The sequence below is a fragment of the Pikeienuella sp. genome (assembly GCF_046290545.1).
GTDB lineage: Bacteria > Pseudomonadota > Alphaproteobacteria > Rhodobacterales > Rhodobacteraceae > Pikeienuella.
On the sequence record NZ_JBKAGV010000004.1, the window covers coordinates 124,476 to 142,730 of the forward strand.

Consider the following 18,255-nt stretch of genomic DNA (forward strand, 5'->3'; position numbering starts at 1 on the left):
CCGGCGGCTTAGCCTTGCGGAACCTTCGGTTCCGAGGAGACGCCGGCGCGGCGCTTGACCCGGCGCGCCGGCCCGTCCAGAGGGGAGCGCATGGGCGTCAACATCGCGATCCTCCTCTTCTGCGGCGGCTTCTGGGGCCTTTCCTTCACGCTCTCCCGAATGGTGATGGCGGGCGGCGGGCATCCGCTCGCCGTCACGTTCTGGCATTCGGCGGCCATGGCGGCGCTGATCTGGGCCGCGCTTGCGCTTCTCGGCCGCGCGCCGCGGATCGACCGCGCCTTCCTGCGCTTCGTCCCCGTACTTGGCGTGCTCGGAGGGGCGGCGCCGTCCTTCCTGCTGTTCCTCGCAGCGCAGAACGTCGGCGCGGGCATCCTTTCCGTCTGCATGGCGACGGTGCCGCTGATGCAGATCGGCCTCTCCGCGCTCCTGAAGATCGAGCCCTTCCGGGCGCGGCGGCTCTTCGGGCTCGTTCTTGCGCTCTCCGCCGTCTGGATCATCGCGGATCCGGACCGGGGCGCGGCGCCGGCGCTCTGGGTCGCGGTCGCGACGCTCGGCGCCTTCTCCTACGCCTGCGAGGACAGCTTCATCGCGCTCCGGCGCCCGCCCGGCCTCTCCTCCCCGCAGATCCTCGCGGGGATGACGCTCTTCGCCGCGCTCTACACGGCGCCGGCGCTGCTCTTCGTCGATCCGGCGCCGCTCTCGCTCTCGGAGCCGGGGCGGCCCGAACTCGCCTTCGCGCTGACGGTTCCGGGGAGCCTCCTCGCCTATGGTCTCTTCGTCCACCTGATCGGCCGGGCCGGCCCGGTTTTCGCCAGCCAGGTCGCCTATGTGGTGACGATCACGGGCGTCCTGGCCGGCGGCGCGATCCTTGGGGAGGAATGGCCGCCGGCCTTCTGGCTGGGGCTCGGGCTCATCGTCGCCGGCCTCGCGCTCGGTCTGCCGCGCCCGCGGGCGTTCCGCGCCTCTGAAGCGGCTGGCGGCTGACCGCTCGGGAATGTGAGAAAACGCACGCGCCGAGCGGCGGCGCGTCCCGCCCGGTGGAACTGCCTTTCAGCCGCAACGGGAATCGGGCACCTTGTTAACGTAGCGTTAACGCGGCCTGTCCGGCCGCCACATGGGAGTACGCCATGCCATTCTTCCGTTCGGTTCCGCTTTTTCTCGCGTCCCTCTTGCTGCCCGTCGCGGCGAGCGCTGCGCCGATCGGCTTCACGCTCGGCGATGGCGGCGCCTCGCTGCTTCGCCTCGGGCCGATAGCCGGCTCCGCCAGCCCGCTTTCCGTCGCGATCCGCGACTCGAGCGGCGCATCGATCTCGTTGATCGACATCGACTTCGAGAAGGAGACAGGCGAACTCTACGGCGCAAGCGCCGCGAATGACGCCATATACCTGATCAACCCGACGACCGGCCTCGCCACGTTCCGCGCCGGTCTGCCCGCGGCGAGCGCAGCGGACGTGATCGCCATCGACTGGAACAACAACATCGACCGCCTGCGCGTGGTGGACACGGACACGGCGAATTTCGTGTTCAACCAGACCACCGACACCGTCACGCAGTTCACCTCGCTCTTCTATGTCGCAGGCGACGAGAACGAGGGGGCGACGCCGGAAGTCTTCGCCAACGCCTATCGCGACTCTGTCGCCAACGGCGGCGCGCCGACCGCGGAGGGCGGGATGCAGATGGCGATCGACGCGGCGACAGGTTCTCTGATCACGCTCGGCAACAACGCCGGCACGCTCGGCACCGTCGGCTCCTTCGGCTTCGACCTCACGACTCAGGGCGGGTTCGACATCTTCTCCACGTTCGACGGAATGGGCGGCTTCGACGATGTCGGCTATGCGATCCTGACGGATGCGGCAACCGGGATCACCGGGCTCTTCCAGATCGCGCTGAGCGCCGACTCCTCGGGGATGATCGCCACCACGCTGCTCCGCAGCTTCGGCGCGAATGCGGACATCCGCGGCCTCGCCGTCATCGACTCGCGGGATGCTCCGGCGATTCCGCTGCCGGCGCCGGTCTTCCTCCTCGCGACCGCCATCGCCGGTCTCGCGGGGCTGAAGCGCTTCCGCCGGGCGGCCTGAGGAGCCTCGCATCGCCGCAAGCGGCGAAAGCCGCTTGCGGTCAGAGCGTCATCTGCGTCTGGATCGTGAGGGCGACGGCGCCGCCGCCCTTCACCGACACCTCGGTCTTCCAGACCTGAAGTCTCCGACCCTTCTGGACCGGAGCGCAGCGGGCGAGGAGCGTCTCGCCCGCCTTCGCGGCGCCAAGCAGGTTCGTCTTCGACTCGATCGTCGTCGTTCCCTTCGCGCCTTCGGGCAGGGCGAGGAAGCCGCCGAGCCCGCCGAGGGAATCCGAGAGGGCGATGATCGCCCCGCCATGCGCGATCCCGCCCGCGGTGCAGAGATCGGGGCGCACCTCCATCTCCGCCTCCACGAGGTCCGCCGAGGCGGAGAGGAGGCGAAGGCCCAGCGTCTTCGCGAAGGGCATCGCCTGATGCAGTTGTTCGGTGTTCACGCCGCCATCTCCCCGCCTGTTGCCGGCCGGCTCTCCAGATACGCCATCGCCAGGACGAAGGCGATCTGGACGAGCAGGAAGAGAACGCCGAGGCCCGTCACCGGCAGCGCGGCCATCAGCGCGGCGCAGGCCACGGCCCAGGCCACGTTGCCCCAGACGACGAGGAGCACAAGCGGCCGCGCCAGCGTCGCCGCGGCGGCCAGCATCGTCGCGGCGACGGGGAAGAGCGCTAACCCGCCCCAGAAGAGCAGCGGCTCCGGCAGGCCGAGGAGCGGCGCGAGCGGCCCCGCGAAAACGACGAGCGGCGCGCCCATCAGCGCGCCAGAGGCGGCGTCGAGGCGGAAGACGGCGCGGAGTTTCTGTTCGGTCATGGTCATCACGAATTCTCCCTTTCTGCCGAGGCGAAGTAACGGGATTCGGGGAATCGCGGCGATTACGCGCGAGGTAATGGCGCGGCTGGTCCGGCGGCGGTAATTTCGCGCCATGAACGAGCCCAATCCCTTCGGCGCCATGCTGCGCGACTGGCGCCGCCGCCGCCGCGTCTCCCAACTCGATCTCGCTGCGGAGGCGCCGATGTCCCAGCGCCACCTTTCCTTCCTCGAATCCGGGCGGGCGAAGCCGGGGCGGGAGATCGTCGCGCGGCTGGCGGAGGCGCTGGACCTGCCGCCGCGGGCGGCGAACGCGCTCCACCTCGCCGCCGGATTTGCCCCGCCCGCTCCGGAGGCGCCGCTGGAGGCGCCGGCGCTTTCCGGCGTGCGGGCGGCGGCGGAGGGGATGATCGCGGCGGCGATGCCCTGTCCGGCGCTGGCGGTGGACCGGCACTGGCGGCTTGTCGCGGCGAACCCGATGGCGGAGCGGCTGATGGCGGCGGCCTCGACCGAATTGCTTCAGCCGCCGGTCTGCGTCCTCACGCTCTCGCTGAGCCGGGAGGGGCTCGGGCCGATGATCGTCAACTGGCGGGACTGGCGGGCCTACATCCTCCGCCGCCTCGCCCGCGACGCGGCGGAGTGCGGGGATGCCGCGCTCCTCGCCCTCAGGGACCGGCTCGCGGACCTCCCCGCCCCGCCCGGCGCCCGCCCGCCGGGCCGGATGCAGGAGGCGGCGGCGATGCCGCTCAGCCTCGAGACGCCGGCAGGCCGGCTCGACCTCCTCTCGGCCACCACGATCTTCGGCACGGCGGCGGCGCCGGCGGCGGCGGAGCTGACCATCGAGAGCTTCTGGCCACAGGGGGAGGAGGGCTGGCGGGTGCTGCGGTCGCTGGCGGGGTGAGGTGTGTGCACACAGTGTGCAGAGGGGTTATATATCTGTAATTTAATGATAATCAGAAATAGCGTTCCGAAAGCGCTCGCCCCTCACTCCGCCGCCTGCGCCGCCGCCGCCAGCGGCGCTCGCAGCACGAAGCGCGCCCCGTCCTTCGCCTCCGCGATCTCGATGCTGCCGTCGAAGAGCCGCATGATCTTGCGGCAGATCGGCAGGCCGAGGCCGGCGGAGCCCTTCGTGGAGCGGCGGAAGAAGGTCTCGAAGATGCGCTCCCGGTCCTCCTCGGCGACGCCGGGGCCGTTGTCGGAGACTTCGAGCGTCCATGCGCCGTCTTCCGCGCGCGTCGCCAGAGTCAGCCGCGCCACCTCCTTGTCGTTGTGGATTACCGCGTTCGAGATGAGGTTGATGAAGACCTGCGCCAGCCGGTCCGGATCCGCCATGATCGCGGCGCCGCCGCTCCGCCCCGCCCAGATCAGCTCCACCCGCCCGGCCTGATGGGGCGCGAGGGCGATCTCCGCCGCCGCGTCCAGCGCCGCCTCGGCGTCCACCGGGCGAAGGTCCGCACCGGCGTTCGGATCGTCGAGGAAGGAAAGGTCCCTGATCTCGTCGAGGAGGCGGGTGAGGCGGAGGCTTTCGGCCTGGATGATGCCGGCGAAGCGGCGGCGCTTCGCGGCGTCGAGGTCGGGGTTGGTCTCCAGAATCTCCGCGAAGCTCCGCACCGAGGTCATGGGCGTGCGAAGCTCGTGGCTCACCTGGCTCAGGAATTCGTCCTTCCGCGCGTCGAGCGTGCGGAGCTGCTCGTTGGCGGCGCGGAGCTGCTGCGCCGTCTGTTCCGCCTCCGCCGTCTTGGCCCGGAGCGCCTCGGTCGCCCGGCGGAGCTTCGCGTTCTCGTCCGCGATCTCCACCAGCTCCGCCATCGAGATCGTCTCGCCCCCCGCGATGCGGTTCACCATCGCATGGGCCGAGGCGGCGCCGACGGAGCCGGCGAGGTTCCGCTCCAGCCCCGAGATGAAGACGGGCGTCGGGTCCGGCAGGCCGGTCGCCTTGCCCTGCCGCGCCGCCGCGCTCTGGAAGAGGGCGGTCGCCGGGCCTGAGCCGAGGATGCGCTGGGCGAGGATGTAGAGATCGGTCGAGGCCGCGGAGCGGCGGACGAGGGAGAAGGCGCGGATCGGCTCCGCCCGGAAGGCGCCGACGAAGAGCGCCGATTGCAGCCGCTCCAGCGGGCTCATCGTCGTCATCAGCGAGACGAGGACGAGGGCGGCGGCGTTGAGCCCGACGCTCCAGGCCGTGGCGTGAACCAGCGGGTCCGCGGCCTCCGCCCCGAAAAGGCCATGCGGCCTCAGCCATGAGAGGCCCCACGGCCCCTCCGTCAGCACCGAGGCGGGGATCGCGACATCCCCGCCGAAGCTCGGGAGGTAGAGAGTCCAGAGCCAGAGCGCGAAGCCGATCGCGAGCCCCGCCGCGGCCCCCGCCTTCGTCGCCCCGCGCCAGAAGATGCCGGCCAGAAGCGGGGGCAGGAACTGCGCCACGCCGCAAAAGGCGATGAGGCCGGTCGCGGCCAGCGCGTCGGACCGGCCGGAGACGCGGAAATAGGTATAGCCGAGGCAGAGGATGATGAGGATCGCCACGCGCCGCGAGGCGAGGAGGGCGCTCCGCACGTCGCCCGAGCGCTCCTCCCCGTCCCGCGTCATGAGCCGGACCGAGAGCGGCGCGACGATGTGGTTGGAGACCATGGTGGAGAGCGCGATGGTGGAGACGATCACCATCGAGGTCGCCGCCGAGAAGCCGCCGATGAAGGCGAGGATCGCCAGCGCGTCGTCCCCCCGCTTCAGCGGCAGGGTGAGGACATAGAGATCGGGGTTCCCGCCGATCCCCGCCATGGCGCCCACCGCGGCGATGGGGAGGACGAAGAGCGAGATGAGCAGGAGATAGGCCGGGAACATCCAGGAGGCGGTGAGGAGATGCCGCTCGTCCGTGTTCTCCACCACCGTCACCTGGAATTGCCGGGGCAGGCAGATGATGGCGGTGGCGGAGAGGAACATGAGCGCGGCCCAGCGCGCGTCGAAGAGCTGGTCGAGCTTCAGCGCCTCCGCATCCGTCGCCGCGAAGGTCGGCTCGAGGCCGCCGGCGACCCACCAGATCGCGTAGAGGCCGACCGCGACGAGCGCGGCGAGCTTCACCACCGCCTCAACCGCGATGGCGGCGACGACGCCGTAATGCCGTTCGTTCTCGTCCAGCGTCCGCGTGCCGAAGAGGATGGTGAAGAGCCCGAGGCCGAGCGCGGCGACGGCGGCGATGGCGGCGTCCTGGCTCGGGTCGCCGCCGGTGATGGCTTCGTAGGAGAGCGTGAGCGACTGGAGCTGGAGCGCGATATAGGGCGTCGTCGCCGTCACCGCGACGATGGTGGCGAAGGCGGCGAGCGGGCCGGACTTGCCGTAGCGGGAGGAGATCATGTCCGCGATCGAGGTGATCCGGTGGGTCCGCCCGATCCGCACCAGCTTCCGGATCAGCCACCACCAGCCGATGAAGAGGATCGTCGGGCCGAGATAGATCGTGACGAATTCGAGCCCGTTCCGCGCCGCGGAGCCGACCGCGCCGTAGAAGGTCCAGGCCGTGCAGTAGACGGAGAGGGAGAGCGTGTAGATGACGGGCGAGCGGAGCCAGCGCCCGCCGCCGCGCGCCGCCCGCCGGTCCACCCACCAGGCGAGGCCGAAGAGGAGCGCCACATAGGCGAGCGAGACGAGGAGGATGGCGTCGGGGGAGACCGTCATCCGCCGCCCCCGTCGGCCTCCGCCAGGATCCGCGCGAGGCGGCGCGACAGCCGCCAGGCGAGGACGATGAGCAGCCCCCAGGCGGCGAAGAGCCAGACGACGATGAGGGGCACGCCGAGGAGCCGCGCATCCGTCGCGAAGACGCCGACGAGCGGCGGGAGGAAGAGGAGCGCGCCGAAGAGCGGCAGGATCAGCGCCGCGTCCCGCGCCCGGGCGGCGGCGAAGCCGGCGGCGTCCGCCTCCGCTTCCGCGGGCGTGAGCGGCGGCGGCTCGCGCTCCCCGCCGGTGAAGCCGGGGCCGTTCATCTCAGGCGGGGGCCGCGAGGGCCTTCACCGCGGCGACGAGTTCTGCGTTGGAGAAGGGCTTGGTCATGAACCGGTCCGCCCCCGCGGCCTCCGCGATCTCCCGGTCGCGGCGCTGGCCCTTCGCGGTGAGCATGAGGACGGGGAGGGATTTCAGCGCGGGCGCGGCGCGAAGGCGGCGCAGGAGTTCGAACCCGTCGAGGCCCGGCAGCATCACGTCCAGCACCAGAACGTCCGGCGGCTCGGCCTCCAGCGCCTTGAGGGCGGCGGCGCCGTCATCGATCGCGCGGACGTCGAACCCCTCCCGCGCGAAGAGGAAGCTGAGGCTCTCGACGATATGCGGCTCGTCCTCCACGATCATCACGCGGGTCATGGGCGATCTCTCCCGGCGCCGGGTTATGCTCCCGGTCCCGCGCATTAGGGCAGGGGCGGGGCGCGCGGTCAATCGGCTTGAGGGGCTGGGCCCGAAGGGCCGGATTCGGGCGATTTCCATGGAAATCGTGGTCGGAGGCTTGATTTTGTTTAGAAAAAGTCGTGATGAATTGTTTCAGAGGCCTTTAGCCGGGCTTCGGACGCCCCGGCGCTTCGTTCGGCGGGGTCCCGGATCGGGCCCGGGGCAGGAAGGAAGAAGGCCCCGCGCGCCGCCGCCGCAGGGTCGACGCATTGATCGCGCATCCCTATACCTTATCTTCACGTGAACGCGGGATGACGCCCCGCGACGTCATCGAAGGATTCCGTATCCGTGGGAAACGCGCGCAACTTCGCCTTCTGGGCTGTCGCCATCCTCCTCCTCGTCGCGCTCTTCAACGTGTTCAGCGACAGCGGGTCGCGCACGACGGGCGGGCAGGTCGCCTTCTCCGAGTTCCTGAACAAGGTGGAGCAGAAACAGGTCGCCGAGGTGGCGATCGACGGGGAGAAGATCACCGGCCGCACCACTGACGGCCGCGCCTTCACCACCTATCAGCCGCTGGGCGCGAACATCATCGACACGCTGCGCCAGGGCGACGTGCGCGTGATCGTCGAGCCGCAGCAGCAGGGCGGGCTCCTCTCCACGCTCGGCTTCTGGTTGCCGATGCTCATCATCTTCGGCGTCTGGATCTTCTTCCTCAACCGGATGCAGGGCGGCGGCCGGGGCGCGATGTCCTTCGGCAAGTCGAAGGCCAAGCTGCTGACGGAGAAGACCGGCAAGGTCACCTTCGACGACGTGGCCGGCATCGACGAGGCGAAGGAGGAGCTCGAGGAGATCGTCGAGTTCCTGAAGGAGCCGCAGAAATATTCCCGCCTCGGCGGCAAGATCCCGAAGGGCGCGCTGCTGGTCGGCCCGCCGGGCACCGGCAAGACGCTGCTCGCCCGCGCCATCGCGGGGGAGGCGGGCGTGCCCTTCTTCACCATTTCGGGCTCCGACTTCGTCGAGATGTTCGTCGGCGTCGGCGCCTCCCGCGTCCGCGACATGTTCGAGCAGGCGAAGAAGAACGCGCCCTGCATCGTGTTCATCGACGAGATCGACGCCGTGGGCCGCCATCGCGGCGCCGGCTATGGCGGCGGCAATGACGAGCGGGAGCAGACGCTGAACCAGCTCCTCGTCGAGATGGACGGGTTCGAGGCGAACGAGGGCGTGATCCTGATCGCCGCCACCAACCGGCCGGACGTGCTCGACCCCGCGCTGCTCCGCCCCGGCCGGTTCGACCGGCAGGTGACGGTGAGCAACCCCGATGTCGGCGGGCGCGACAAGATCCTCCAGGTTCATGCGCGGCAGGTGCCGCTCGGCCCGGACGTCGAGCTGAAAATCATCGCCCGCGGCACGCCCGGCTTCTCCGGCGCCGATCTCGCCAACCTCGTGAACGAGGCGGCGCTCCACGCCGCGCGCGCCGGCAAGCGGCTCGTCACGATGGAGGATTTCGAGAAGGCGAAGGACAAGATCATGATGGGCGCGGAGCGGCGCTCCATGGTCATGACCGAGGAGGAGAAGACCCTCACCGCCTATCACGAGGCCGGCCACGCCATCGTCGGCCTGCACGTGCCGGAGCATGACCCGATCCACAAGGCGACAATCATCCCCCGCGGCCGCGCGCTCGGCCTCGTCATGTCCCTGCCGGAGCGGGACCAGTATTCGGTGACGCGGCGGAAATACACGTCCAAGATCGCCATGGCGATGGGCGGCAAGGTCGCCGAGGAGCTGAAGTTCGGGGAGGACAGCGTGACCTCCGGCGCGACCTCGGACATCCAGCAGGTCTCCAAGATCGCGCGGGCGATGGTGACGCAGTTCGGCTTCTCCGAGAAGCTCGGCAATATCGACTATGCGGACCAGACCGAGAGCTATCTCGGCGCCTATGGCGGCAATCTCCGCATCTCCTCCGAGACGCAGCGGCTGATCGAGGAGGAGGTGCGCCGCATCATCGACGAGGGCTACACGACGGCGAAGCGCATCCTCACCGAGCATGGCGACGAATGGGAGCGGCTGGCGCAGGGCCTCCTCGAATACGAGACGCTGACGGGCGACGAGATCCGCAAGGTCATCGCGGGCGAACCGCTCGACCGGCCGGAAGACGGCGCTCCGCCGCCCTCGGGCGGCGCGAAATCCCGCCTCGCCTCGATCCCGAAGGCCGGCAAGCGCCGCGGCGGCGAGGCGGACGGGGGCATGGAGCCGCAGCCGAATTGACCGGCGCCGCGGGGCTCGGATTCTGGAGCCCCGCCGCCTATTCGCTCTTCGCCGATCTCCGGCTCCGGCCCGCGCTCGACCTTCTGGCGCGGGTTCCGGCGCTTCCCCCTGGCCCTCTCGTCGATCTCGGCTGCGGCGCGGGCGCGGCGGCGCCGGCGCTCCGGGCGCGGTTTCCGGACCGGCGGCTCACCGGGGTGGACGGCTCCGCCGCGATGCTGGGACAGGCCGCGCCGCTCTTCGATGCGGTGGAGGAGGCGGACATCGCCTCCTGGGAGCCGGGCGCGCCGCCGGCGCTGATCTTCTCCAACGCGGCGCTGCACTGGCTCGGCGGCCATGAGGCGCTGATCCCCCGCCTCGCCGGGTTCCTTGTGGAAGGCGGCGCGCTCGCCGTGCAGATGCCGGGGCAGCTCGACCGCCCCTCGCACCGGACGATGATCGCAGCGGCGGCGGCGGTGCGGCCCGATCTCTTCTCGGGCTGGACGCCCTTCCCCGGCCCGCTGCCGCTCCCGGACTACGCCGCGCTGCTGCCGGGCTTCGCGCTCGACCTCTGGGAGACGGAGTATCTCCAGCGGATGGAGCGCCCCGGGGCGGGGGGTCACCCCGTCCGCGCCTTCACCTCCTCGACCGGCGGCCGCCCGATCCTCGATGCGCTGGACGCGGGGGAGGCGGCGCGCTTCGCCGCGCTCTGGGACGAGGCGCTCGCGGCGGCCTATCCGCTTGACGGGGCGGGCGGCTGCTGGTTTCCGTTCCGCCGCGTCTTCTTCACAGCGCGGAAAGGGAGCTAGGCATGGACCTCGAACTCGGCGGCAAGGTCGCGATCATCACGGGGGGGAGCGACGGGCTCGGCCTCGCCACGGCGCGGCGGCTGGCGGCGGAAGGCGCGAAGGTCGTCATCTGCGGGCGGCGGGAGGATCATGTGCGCGCCGCCGCCGAAGGGATCGGGGGGGACGTTCTGCCCGTCCGGGCCGACGTGACGAGCGCGGCGGATTGCGAGGCGCTGGTGGCGGAGACGGTTTCCGCCTTCGGCGGGCTCGACATCCTCGTGAACAACGCCGGCGCCTCCGCCGCCTTCGGGCTGGAGGCGCTGGGGGACGCCGCATGGGAGGCGGATTTCCAGCTGAAGGTGATGGCGGCGGCGCGGCTCTGCCGGCTCGCCGTTCCGCATCTGCGGGCGCGGGGCGGCGGCGTGATCGTCAACGCCTCGATCGGCGGCGGCAAGGCGCCGGGCGCGCGGATGCTGCCGACGAGCGTGATGCGCGCCGCGGGGCTCAATCTCACCAAGTCCCTCGCCAACGAATATGCGGGCGAGAACATCCGCGTGAACGCGATCTGCATCGGGTTCCTGAAATCCGCGCAATGGGACCGGCGCGGGGGCGAGAACGGGCCGGGCGCGATCTACGAGAATTTCGGGAAGATGGTCCCGCTCGGGCGGGTGGGCGAGGCCGAGGACTACGCCGACCTCGTCGCCTTCCTCGCCTCGGCGCGTGCGACCTATATCACGGGCGCGTCGGTCAATCTCGACGGGGGGCTTTGCCCCGTGGTGTGAGGGGGTATGTGACGGCGTTCGAAATGACGGGCGCCCGGCCTCGAAGAGCATCTCTCCAGTGGAGAGATGCCGAGGCCGTCGGCCGGAGGCGCAAGCCGCAGGCCGAGGGGCGCCAAGCCTTCCCGAACGTCGAAGATACGCCCTCGGACGCCGCGGCGGGCGCGGAAACGCGGCCGCCGGGGGGCGGCGGCCGCGGGCGGATCAGCCGCGGGTCTGATCCGCCGGGCGCCTGATTGAAACCGGGCGCCGCATCGCTGATCGTTGCAAGGGGCCTCCGCCTCGACTTAGCTTGCGACTTGGCCGTTTTCGTTATGGATCAATGTATCGGGCGCACTGCGTATCGAGCGCGTATAGCCCTCAGAGCCTGTCGAACGTCGCCGGCGCCGGGCCGCGCACGGCCTTCCCGCCGATGAAATGGATGCCGCATTCCGTCTTCGCGGAGCCGCGCCAGCGGCCCGCGCGCGGGTCCTCGCCGGGCTTCACGGCGGTGGTGCAAGGCGCGCAGCCGATGGAGGGATAGCCTTTCGCGACGAGCGGATGCGGCGGCAGATCGTGTTCCTCGACATAGGCGCGGACCGTCTCCGCCTCCCAGTCCGCCAGCGGGTTGAGCTTCAGCCGCCCTTCCTCGTCCGTCTCGAACCGGGGCAGCGCGGCGCGGGCGCCGCCCTGATGGCGCTTGCGCCCGGTGATCCAGCCGTCGAAGGGCCGGAGCGCGGCGCGGAGCGGCCGGATCTTGCGGAGGTGGCAGCAGCGATCCACGTCCTCCGGGCCCGCCTCCGCCGCGTCCTGCGGCGCGGGGCGGATGACGCGCAGGTCGGTCAGGCCGAGGAGCCCGGCCAGCTCGCGCTGATAGGCGAGCGTTTCGGGGAAGAGCATCTCCGTATCCAGGAAGATCACCGGCGTCGCCGGGTCAACCTTCGCGACGAGATGGAGGAGCGCGACGCTCTCCGCCCCGAAGGAGGAGACGAGCGCGATGCGGCCGCGGAGCGGGCCGAAGAGCGCCTCCTCCAGCATCTCCCCGGCGTCGAGCCCGTCAAAAAGGCGGGAAAGCGCCTCGGCCCGCGCCTCCGGGGTGAGCCGCGGGAAGAGCCGCGGCTCGGGCAGGGTTTCGATCATCCCGAGGTTCATTGGCCGCGCGCCATGGCCCGCGCGGCGAGGATGTTGCGCCGCCCGTCATAGCCCTGCTGGTAGGAGAGGCCGACGCGCTTCGCCGCTGCGGCCCAGTGCGCCTCGGGCTGCCGGGCGGCGAGCGCCTCGGGAATCTCGACCTCGTCGAAGCCGCATTCGCGGAGATAGGCGTACTGGTCGGCGATCACCGGCCCGGCGGCGCGGAGACGGCCCGCATAGCCCTTCGCCCGGAGCGCGCGGGCGAGGGAGAAGCCGCGCCCGTCATTGAAGGCGGGGAAGGCGACGGCGATGAGGGAGACGCGGGCGAGCCAGGGCGCGACGCGCGCGCGCTCCGCGTCGTTGGGGATGGCGATGCCGAGCGCCTCGGGCGCGACGCCCGCCAGCGCCTCGCCCCGCGCCTCGGCGTCATCGAGCGCGAGGAGGGAGCGGGGGGCGAGGGGGGCGCCGGGCTCGACCCGGGTCCAGCCGTCCGGGATCGGGCCGCCATCGTCACGCAGCGGCATAGAGCCTCTCCTTGAACGCATCCATGCCGAGCCGCCGATAGCACTGGAGGAAAGTCTCCCCCGCCTCCCGCCTTTCGAGATAGGTCTCGACCAGCGCCCCGATCGCGCCCGTCACCTCCTCGTAGGAGAAGCCGGGGCCCGTCCGGTCCCCGAGCGCGGCGGTCTCGGTCGCGTCGCCGCCGATGGTGATCTGGTAGGATTCGACCCCAGCCTTGTCGAGCCCGAGGATGCCGATATGGCCGACATGATGGTGGCCGCAGGCGTTGATGCAGCCCGAGATCTTGATCGATAGCGGCCCGATCTTCTCCTGCAGCGCCTGGTCGGCGAAGCGCTCCGCGATCATCTGCGCGACGGGGATGGAGCGGGCGGTGGCGAGGGCGCAATAGTCGAGCCCCGGGCAGGCGATGATGTCCGTCACCAGCCCGCGATTCGCCGCGTCGAGCCCCTGCGCGCGAAGGCGGGTCCAGACGGCGTAAAGGTCATCGAGCGCGACATGGGGGAGGACGATGTTCTGCTCGTGCGTCACGCGCAATTCATCGAGCGACCAGCGCTCCGCGACCTCGGCCATGGCGCGCATCTGCTCCGCCGTCGCATCCCCCGGCGCGCCGCCGATGGGCTTCAGCGAGATCGTCGCCGCGGCGTAGCCGGGGACGCGGTGGGGGTGGACGTTGCGGCGGGTCCAGGCGGCGAAGCCCGCATCCTCCCGCTTCATCCGCTCGAAGAGCGCGCTTGTCCCCGCCCGCTCGCGATAGGCGGGGGGCGCGAAATAGGCCTCGATCCGCGCGATCTCGGCGGCGTCGGGCGCCGCGGTGCCGTCCATCGCGGCGAATTCCTCCTCGACGAGGCGGGAATATTCCTCGATCCCGATCTCGTGGACGAGGATCTTGATGCGGGCCTTGTACTTGTTGTCCCGCCGCCCGAAGAGGTTGTAGATGCGGAGGCAGGCTTCGAGATAGGGCAGGAGGTCCGCCTTCGGCAGGAACTCCCGCGCCACCTTGCCGATCATCGGCGTCCGCCCCAGCCCGCCGCCGACAAGGATGCGATAGCCGGGCTCGCCCGCCGCGTTCCGCACCAGCTGCACGCCGATGTCATGGACCCGGATCGCGGCCCGGTCCGCCTCCGCGCCCGTCACCGCGATCTTGAACTTGCGGCCGAGGAAGGTGAATTCCGGGTGGAGGGATGACCATTGGCGGATCAGCTCGCAGGTCGCCCGCGGATCCTCGATCTCGTCGGGCGCGACGCCGGCGAAAGGGTCGGTCGTCGTGTTGCGGATGCAGTTTCCCGAGGTCTGGATCGCGTGCATCCCGACCTTCGCGAGGTCGTCGATGATGTCCGGCGCGTCGCGCAGTTTCGGCCAGTTGAACTGGATGTTCTGCCGCGTGGTGAAATGGCCGTAGCCGCGATCATACTTTTCCGAAATCTCGGCGAGCGCCCGCATCTGCCCGCCGTTCAGCACGCCATAGGGAATGGCGACGCGCAGCATGTAGGCGTGAAGCTGGAGGTAGAGGCCGTTCATCAGGCGAAGCGGCCGGAACTCCTCCTCCGTCAGCGCGCCGGAGAGACGGCGGGCGACCTGGTCGCGGAACTCCGCCGCGCGCGCCTCGACGAAGGCGGCGTCGAACTCGTCATAGCGATACATGAGGGGCTCCGGTCAGGCCGCGTCGCGAAGCGGGGCGGCGGCGCCATAGGCGAAGGTCGGCTCCCGGTCGGCCCGGATCGCCTCGCGCCGGAGGCGGGGGCGGCCCGCCTGGTCGAACTCCACGAGATAGGCGCCGACGACGCGGGCGCCCTCCGCCGGGTCCGCCGCGCGGGCGGAAAGCAGGGCGGCCTCCGCCTCGTCCCGCGCGATGAGCGCTGCGGAGACGCTGGGGGACCAGGCTTCGCCCGTCCACCAGACGGCGTCCCCTTCGAGGAGGTCGTTGGCGGTCAGCGCGACGGGGGTGAAGGGCTTGGCCATGATCGGCTCCTTTCGGGTCAGGCGATCTCGAAGCGGCGCGCGTGGGCGCGCGGGGCGGGGGGCGCGAGGCGGGCGGCGGCGGCCTCCGCCGCGCGGAGCGCGTCTGCGAAGCCGGCGGCGAGATAGCCGGCGCCGCCGACCACCTCCCGCCCGCCGCCGATGGCGAAGACGCCGGGGACCTCCGTCTCCCCCGTCGCCGCGTCGGCGACGGGCGCGAGGCCGGTGAGGCCGCGGCCGGCATATTCGAGCCCCGCCTCGACGAGGAGGAGGTCGGCGTCGAAGGCGCGGCTCCCGGCCTCGCCCCGCGCCTCGACCGTTTCGAGGCGGCCGCCCTCGGCGCGGAGCCGCTCGACCGCGCCCTGGAAGATGTCGAGCCCGGAACCTGCGGCGGCGGCGAGCCGCGCCGCCCGCTCCTCGTTCGCGCGGAGCGGCAGGGCGTGGATCAGCGTGACGCGGCGGGCGCCCGGCGCGGCGGCGAGGGCGGCGTCAATGGCGGCGGGGCCTTCGCCCACGACGGCGACCGCGCGGGCGTCCCGCCCGACCGCGCCGTCATAGCGGATCGCATCGGCGGAGACGGCGGCGACGCCCTCGGCGACGAGCCGCTTCGGCCGCATCGCCCCGGCGCCGCCGGCGAAGATCACGGCGGCGCCGGTGATCGTCTCCCCGGTCTCCGTCTCGAGGTTGAAGCCGCCTTCGAGCCCGCCCCAGAGCGCGGTGGCGCGCCGCCCGTAAAGGCGGAGCGGGCGGAAGGGCGCAAGCTGCGCCTCGAGCCGCGCGGCGAGCGCGCCGGCGGAGACGGGGCCCGCGCCCGGCGCGTCCTCGATCACGCCCTCGGGATAGAGCGCGGCGAGCTGGCCGCCGGCGAAGGAGAGGGAATCGACGATCACGGGGCGAACGCCCCGCATCCCGAGCTGGAAGGCGGCGTAAAGGCCGACAGGGCCGGCGCCGACAACGAGGGCCGGCAGAGCGGTCTTCTCTTGGCTGCGGAGCGTCATGGCGCGTTTCTCCGGGTTCCGGGCGGCTGATCGAGAACCTAGGCGCGCGGGATGTGGATGGCAATAAAACACAAGCACCAAACTTCACAAGAAATAATTAACATCGAGAAAATGTATTATAGGGCGGTTTGCCCTGCACCCCTGAATCCGTTAACCCCTGAGCGGAAAGACCGAGCGAGGGCCCAGTTGAGAGACTTCCTGTTGCGGCCGATCTGTGAGGCCGGGGGCGGCGGCGACGGCATGACGCTGGCGGGCGGCCCCGTCCGCTTCCACAAGGTCGAGACGGTGAGCGTCAACCGCGAATCCCGGAAGCTCCCGCTGAAATCTGTGGCGCCCGACGCCCTCGCCACCTTCGCGGCGCCGCGCGCTCCGGCGGCGGGCGTGGCGCTGGACCGGCCGCAGGTGATGGGCGTGCTGAACGTGACGCCGGACAGTTTCTCGGACGGGCGGCCGGGCGAGAGCGCGGGGGAGGCGGCGCGGCGCGGGCTCGACATGGCGGCGGCCGGCGCGGCCTTCATCGATGTGGGCGGGGAATCCACGCGCCCCGGCGCGCGGCCCGTCAGCCCGGCGGAGGAGCAGGACCGCGTCCTGCCCGTCATCGAGCGGATGGTCGCTTCGGGGCTGAAGGCGCCGATCTCCATCGACACGCGCAACGCCTCGACGGCGCGCGCCGCGATCGAAGCGGGCGCGGCGATCTGGAACGACGTCTCCGCGCTGTCGCACGACCCGGATTCGCTGGCGCTCGCCGCCTCGCTCGCCTGCCCCGTCGTGCTGATGCACGCGCAGGGCGACCCGCGGACGATGCAGGACGCGCCGAGCTATCGCCATGCGCTGATCGAGGTCTACGCCTGGATCGAGGCGCGGATCGCCGCCTGCGCCGAGGCGGGCGTCGCGCCGGAGCGGGTGATCGTCGACCCGGGGATCGGCTTCGGCAAGACCGGGGCGCACAATCTCCAGCTCCTCGCCGGGCTCGCGGCCTTCCACGGGCTAGGGCGGCCCCTGCTCGTCGGCGCCTCGCGCAAGCGCTTCATCGGCGCGCTGACCGGGGTGGACGAGCCCTCCGCGCGGTTCGCCGGCTCGCTCGGCGCCGCGCTCGCCGCCGCGTCCCAGGGCGCGCATATCCTGCGTGTGCATGACGTGGCGGAGACGCGGGCGGCGCTGACCGTCTGGTCCGCCGCCTCGGGCTTTGCGGAGGAGCGGCGGTGAGCGGCCTTTTCGGCACGGACGGCGTGCGCGGCGAGGCGAACGGAAGCGTTCTGACCGCGGAGACGGCGATGCGCCTCGCCATGGCCGCGGGGCGCTATTTCACGCGCGGGGCGCATCGCGTGGTGATCGGGAAGGACCCGCGGCTCTCCGGCTACATGCTGGAGGCGGCGATGCAGGCGGGCTTCACCTCCGTCGGCATGGAGGTGCTGCGCACCGGCCCGATCCCGACCCCGGCGATCGGGATGCTCACCCGCTCGATGCGCGCCGATATCGGCGTGATGATCTCCGCCTCGCATAACGGGTTCGAGGACAATGGCGTGAAGTTCTTCGGCGCCGACGGGTTCAAGCTCTCGGACGAGGACGAGGCGGGGATCGAGGCGCTGATGGACCGGCCCGCGCTCGCCCCCTCGCGGGAGATCGGGCGCGCGAAGCATCTCGACGATGCGGTCGGCCGCTATATCGAGGTCGCGAAGGCCAGTTTCCCGAAGGCGCTCTCGCTTTCCGGGCTGAAGGTGGTGGTGGATTGCGCCAACGGCGCGGCCTATCGCACCGCGCCGACCGTGCTCTGGGAGCTGGGGGCGGAGGTTCTGCCGCTCGGCGTCTCCCCGAACGGGACCAACATCAACGAGAAGTGCGGCTCGACCGCGCCGGACGCCGCCGCCGCCTGGGTCGTCGCCAATGGCGCCGCGCTCGGCGTCGCGCTCGACGGGGATGCGGACCGGGTGATCCTGATCGACGAGACCGGGCGGATCGTGGACGGCGACCAGATCATCGCGCTAATCGCGGCGCGCTGGCGCGAGGCGGGGCGGCTCTCGGGGCGGGCCGTGGTCACCACCGTGATGTCGAACATGGGGCTGGAGCGGATGCTCGGCGGCGTCGGGCTCGGCCTCGTGCGCACCCCGGTCGGGGACCGGCACGTGGTGCGGGAGATGCGGGCGCGCGGGCTCAATCTCGGCGGCGAGCAATCCGGCCATGTCGTCCTCACCGATTACGCCACGACGGGGGACGGGCTCGTCGCCGCGCTCCAGGTGCTCGCGGCGATCCAGCAGAGCGGGAAGCCGGCCTCCGAGGTGCTGCGGATGTTCGCGCCGCTGCCGCAGGTGCTGCAGAACGTGCGCTACCGCCGCGAGGGGCCGGACCCGATGCAGGCGGCGCCCGTTCTCGCCGCGATCCGGGAGGGGGAGGCGCGGCTCGCCGGGAAGGGGCGGCTCCTGATCCGCCGCTCGGGCACGGAGCCGGTGATCCGCGTCATGGCCGAGGGCGAGGACGAGGCGCTGGTGCGCGAGATCGTCTCCGGCATTGCAGCGGAAGTGGCCGGCGCCTGAAGCCGGGTTGTGTGCGAAAATGCACAGCCACGCCGACAAGGCGGGCGCATTGGTATCGTCACAGGCGAAGCCAACCATCTCAGGTGTGAATC

The 18,255-nt window shown here is 71.3% G+C and carries 18 protein-coding genes; 8 read left to right on the top strand and 10 right to left on the bottom strand.

Annotated elements, in window-relative coordinates; translation table 11 throughout:
- Nucleotides 1-90 precede the first annotated feature (90 nt).
- Complete coding sequence (locus ACE37J_RS01435; RefSeq protein ID WP_409705897.1) at nt 91-984, top strand: DMT family transporter; 894 nt, start codon at nt 91-93, stop codon at nt 982-984.
- A 143-nt stretch (nt 985-1,127) separates the two neighbouring features.
- Entirely contained in the window at nt 1,128-2,078 is a 951-nt protein-coding gene (locus ACE37J_RS01440) for a DUF4394 domain-containing protein (RefSeq protein ID WP_409705900.1), read from the top strand.
- A gap of 40 nt (nt 2,079-2,118) precedes the next feature.
- Here the strand turns inward: ACE37J_RS01440 and ACE37J_RS01445 are convergent, their stop codons facing one another.
- Nucleotides 2,119-2,511, bottom strand: coding sequence for a PaaI family thioesterase (locus ACE37J_RS01445; protein ID WP_409705903.1), 393 nt, complete (start codon nt 2,509-2,511; stop codon nt 2,119-2,121).
- Nucleotides 2,508-2,888 carry a hypothetical protein gene (locus ACE37J_RS01450; protein ID WP_409705906.1) on the bottom strand — a complete coding sequence of 127 codons (381 nt, stop codon included), beginning with the start codon at nt 2,886-2,888 and terminating at the stop codon, nt 2,508-2,510. The genes ACE37J_RS01445 and ACE37J_RS01450 overlap by 4 nt, the downstream gene beginning before the upstream one ends.
- A 106-nt stretch (nt 2,889-2,994) precedes the next feature.
- On the opposite strand from ACE37J_RS01450, the gene ACE37J_RS01455 reads away from it, so the two are divergent.
- A complete protein-coding gene (locus ACE37J_RS01455) occupies nt 2,995-3,780 on the top strand; it encodes a helix-turn-helix domain-containing protein (protein WP_409705909.1) in 786 nt (261 codons plus the stop codon).
- A gap of 83 nt (nt 3,781-3,863) precedes the next feature.
- Here the strand turns inward: ACE37J_RS01455 and ACE37J_RS01460 are convergent, their stop codons facing one another.
- The 3 genes from ACE37J_RS01460 to ACE37J_RS01470 are packed head-to-tail and all read right to left on the bottom strand — an operon-like array spanning nt 3,864 to nt 7,217.
- On the bottom strand, nt 3,864-6,542 hold the full coding sequence (locus ACE37J_RS01460; protein ID WP_409705912.1) for an ATP-binding protein: 2,679 nt from the start codon (nt 6,540-6,542) through the stop codon (nt 3,864-3,866).
- A complete protein-coding gene (locus ACE37J_RS01465) occupies nt 6,539-6,847 on the bottom strand; it encodes a hypothetical protein (RefSeq protein WP_409705915.1) in 309 nt (102 codons plus the stop codon). The genes ACE37J_RS01460 and ACE37J_RS01465 overlap by 4 nt, the downstream gene beginning before the upstream one ends.
- Nucleotide 6,848: 1 nt before the next feature.
- The gene (locus ACE37J_RS01470) at nt 6,849-7,217 is read right to left on the bottom strand and encodes a response regulator transcription factor (RefSeq protein WP_409705918.1); all 369 of its coding nucleotides are present in this window, start codon (nt 7,215-7,217) and stop codon (nt 6,849-6,851) included.
- 369 nt (nt 7,218-7,586) lie between these two features.
- Here ACE37J_RS01470 and ftsH point away from each other — a divergent pair, with 369 nt between their 5' ends.
- The 3 genes from ftsH to ACE37J_RS01485 are packed head-to-tail and all read left to right on the top strand — an operon-like array spanning nt 7,587 to nt 11,049.
- Nucleotides 7,587-9,503, top strand: coding sequence for an ATP-dependent zinc metalloprotease FtsH (gene ftsH, locus ACE37J_RS01475; RefSeq protein WP_409705921.1), 1,917 nt, complete (start codon nt 7,587-7,589; stop codon nt 9,501-9,503).
- Complete coding sequence (locus tag ACE37J_RS01480) at nt 9,500-10,288, top strand: methyltransferase domain-containing protein (RefSeq protein ID WP_409705924.1); 789 nt, start codon at nt 9,500-9,502, stop codon at nt 10,286-10,288. The genes ftsH and ACE37J_RS01480 overlap by 4 nt, the downstream gene beginning before the upstream one ends.
- A gap of 2 nt (nt 10,289-10,290) precedes the next feature.
- Nucleotides 10,291-11,049: an SDR family NAD(P)-dependent oxidoreductase gene (locus ACE37J_RS01485; RefSeq protein WP_409705927.1), complete on the top strand. Its 759-nt coding sequence runs from the start codon at nt 10,291-10,293 to the stop codon at nt 11,047-11,049.
- 357 nt (nt 11,050-11,406) lie between these two features.
- Here the strand turns inward: ACE37J_RS01485 and ACE37J_RS01490 are convergent, their stop codons facing one another.
- The 5 genes from ACE37J_RS01490 to ACE37J_RS01510 are packed head-to-tail and all read right to left on the bottom strand — an operon-like array spanning nt 11,407 to nt 15,632.
- Nucleotides 11,407-12,177, bottom strand: coding sequence for a phosphoadenylyl-sulfate reductase (locus ACE37J_RS01490; protein WP_409705930.1), 771 nt, complete (start codon nt 12,175-12,177; stop codon nt 11,407-11,409).
- A complete protein-coding gene (locus tag ACE37J_RS01495) occupies nt 12,174-12,680 on the bottom strand; it encodes a DUF934 domain-containing protein (RefSeq protein ID WP_409705933.1) in 507 nt (168 codons plus the stop codon). Before ACE37J_RS01495 ends, ACE37J_RS01490 begins: the two co-directional genes overlap by 4 nt.
- Nucleotides 12,667-14,319, bottom strand: coding sequence for a nitrite/sulfite reductase (locus ACE37J_RS01500; RefSeq protein WP_409705936.1), 1,653 nt, complete (start codon nt 14,317-14,319; stop codon nt 12,667-12,669). Before ACE37J_RS01500 ends, ACE37J_RS01495 begins: the two co-directional genes overlap by 14 nt.
- A gap of 12 nt (nt 14,320-14,331) precedes the next feature.
- On the bottom strand, nt 14,332-14,637 hold the full coding sequence (locus tag ACE37J_RS01505; protein WP_409705939.1) for a DUF2849 domain-containing protein: 306 nt from the start codon (nt 14,635-14,637) through the stop codon (nt 14,332-14,334).
- A gap of 17 nt (nt 14,638-14,654) precedes the next feature.
- Nucleotides 14,655-15,632: an NAD(P)/FAD-dependent oxidoreductase gene (locus ACE37J_RS01510; protein ID WP_409705942.1), complete on the bottom strand. Its 978-nt coding sequence runs from the start codon at nt 15,630-15,632 to the stop codon at nt 14,655-14,657.
- A gap of 201 nt (nt 15,633-15,833) precedes the next feature.
- On the opposite strand from ACE37J_RS01510, the gene folP reads away from it, so the two are divergent.
- Together folP and glmM are read left to right on the top strand one after the other, a co-directional pair.
- Nucleotides 15,834-16,838, top strand: a complete 1,005-nt coding sequence (gene folP, locus ACE37J_RS01515) for a dihydropteroate synthase (RefSeq protein WP_409705945.1) — start codon at nt 15,834-15,836, stop codon at nt 16,836-16,838.
- Nucleotides 16,835-18,163 carry a phosphoglucosamine mutase gene (gene glmM / locus ACE37J_RS01520; protein ID WP_409705948.1) on the top strand — a complete coding sequence of 443 codons (1,329 nt, stop codon included), beginning with the start codon at nt 16,835-16,837 and terminating at the stop codon, nt 18,161-18,163. Before folP ends, glmM begins: the two co-directional genes overlap by 4 nt.
- Nucleotides 18,164-18,255 lie beyond the last annotated feature (92 nt).

Excerpts from the sequence above, each read along its gene's own strand:
- ACE37J_RS01500 (WP_409705936.1), bottom strand. The coding sequence starts at position 14,319 with ATGTATCGCTATGACGAGTTCGACGCCGCCTTCGTCGAGGCGCGCGCG.
- ACE37J_RS01495 (WP_409705933.1), bottom strand. The coding sequence starts at position 12,680 with ATGCCGCTGCGTGACGATGGCGGCCCGATCCCGGACGGCTGGACCCGG.
- ACE37J_RS01450 (WP_409705906.1), bottom strand. The coding sequence starts at position 2,888 with ATGACCATGACCGAACAGAAACTCCGCGCCGTCTTCCGCCTCGACGCC.
- ACE37J_RS01460 (WP_409705912.1), bottom strand. The coding sequence starts at position 6,542 with ATGACGGTCTCCCCCGACGCCATCCTCCTCGTCTCGCTCGCCTATGTG.
- ACE37J_RS01510 (WP_409705942.1), bottom strand. The coding sequence starts at position 15,632 with ATGACGCTCCGCAGCCAAGAGAAGACCGCTCTGCCGGCCCTCGTTGTC.
- ACE37J_RS01435 (WP_409705897.1), top strand. The coding sequence starts at position 91 with ATGGGCGTCAACATCGCGATCCTCCTCTTCTGCGGCGGCTTCTGGGGC.
- ACE37J_RS01455 (WP_409705909.1), top strand. The coding sequence starts at position 2,995 with ATGAACGAGCCCAATCCCTTCGGCGCCATGCTGCGCGACTGGCGCCGC.
- ACE37J_RS01470 (WP_409705918.1), bottom strand. The coding sequence starts at position 7,217 with ATGACCCGCGTGATGATCGTGGAGGACGAGCCGCATATCGTCGAGAGC.
- ACE37J_RS01485 (WP_409705927.1), top strand. The coding sequence starts at position 10,291 with ATGGACCTCGAACTCGGCGGCAAGGTCGCGATCATCACGGGGGGGAGC.
- ACE37J_RS01490 (WP_409705930.1), bottom strand. The coding sequence starts at position 12,177 with ATGAACCTCGGGATGATCGAAACCCTGCCCGAGCCGCGGCTCTTCCCG.
- ACE37J_RS01440 (WP_409705900.1), top strand. The coding sequence starts at position 1,128 with ATGCCATTCTTCCGTTCGGTTCCGCTTTTTCTCGCGTCCCTCTTGCTG.
- ACE37J_RS01465 (WP_409705915.1), bottom strand. The coding sequence starts at position 6,847 with ATGAACGGCCCCGGCTTCACCGGCGGGGAGCGCGAGCCGCCGCCGCTC.
- ACE37J_RS01505 (WP_409705939.1), bottom strand. The coding sequence starts at position 14,637 with ATGGCCAAGCCCTTCACCCCCGTCGCGCTGACCGCCAACGACCTCCTC.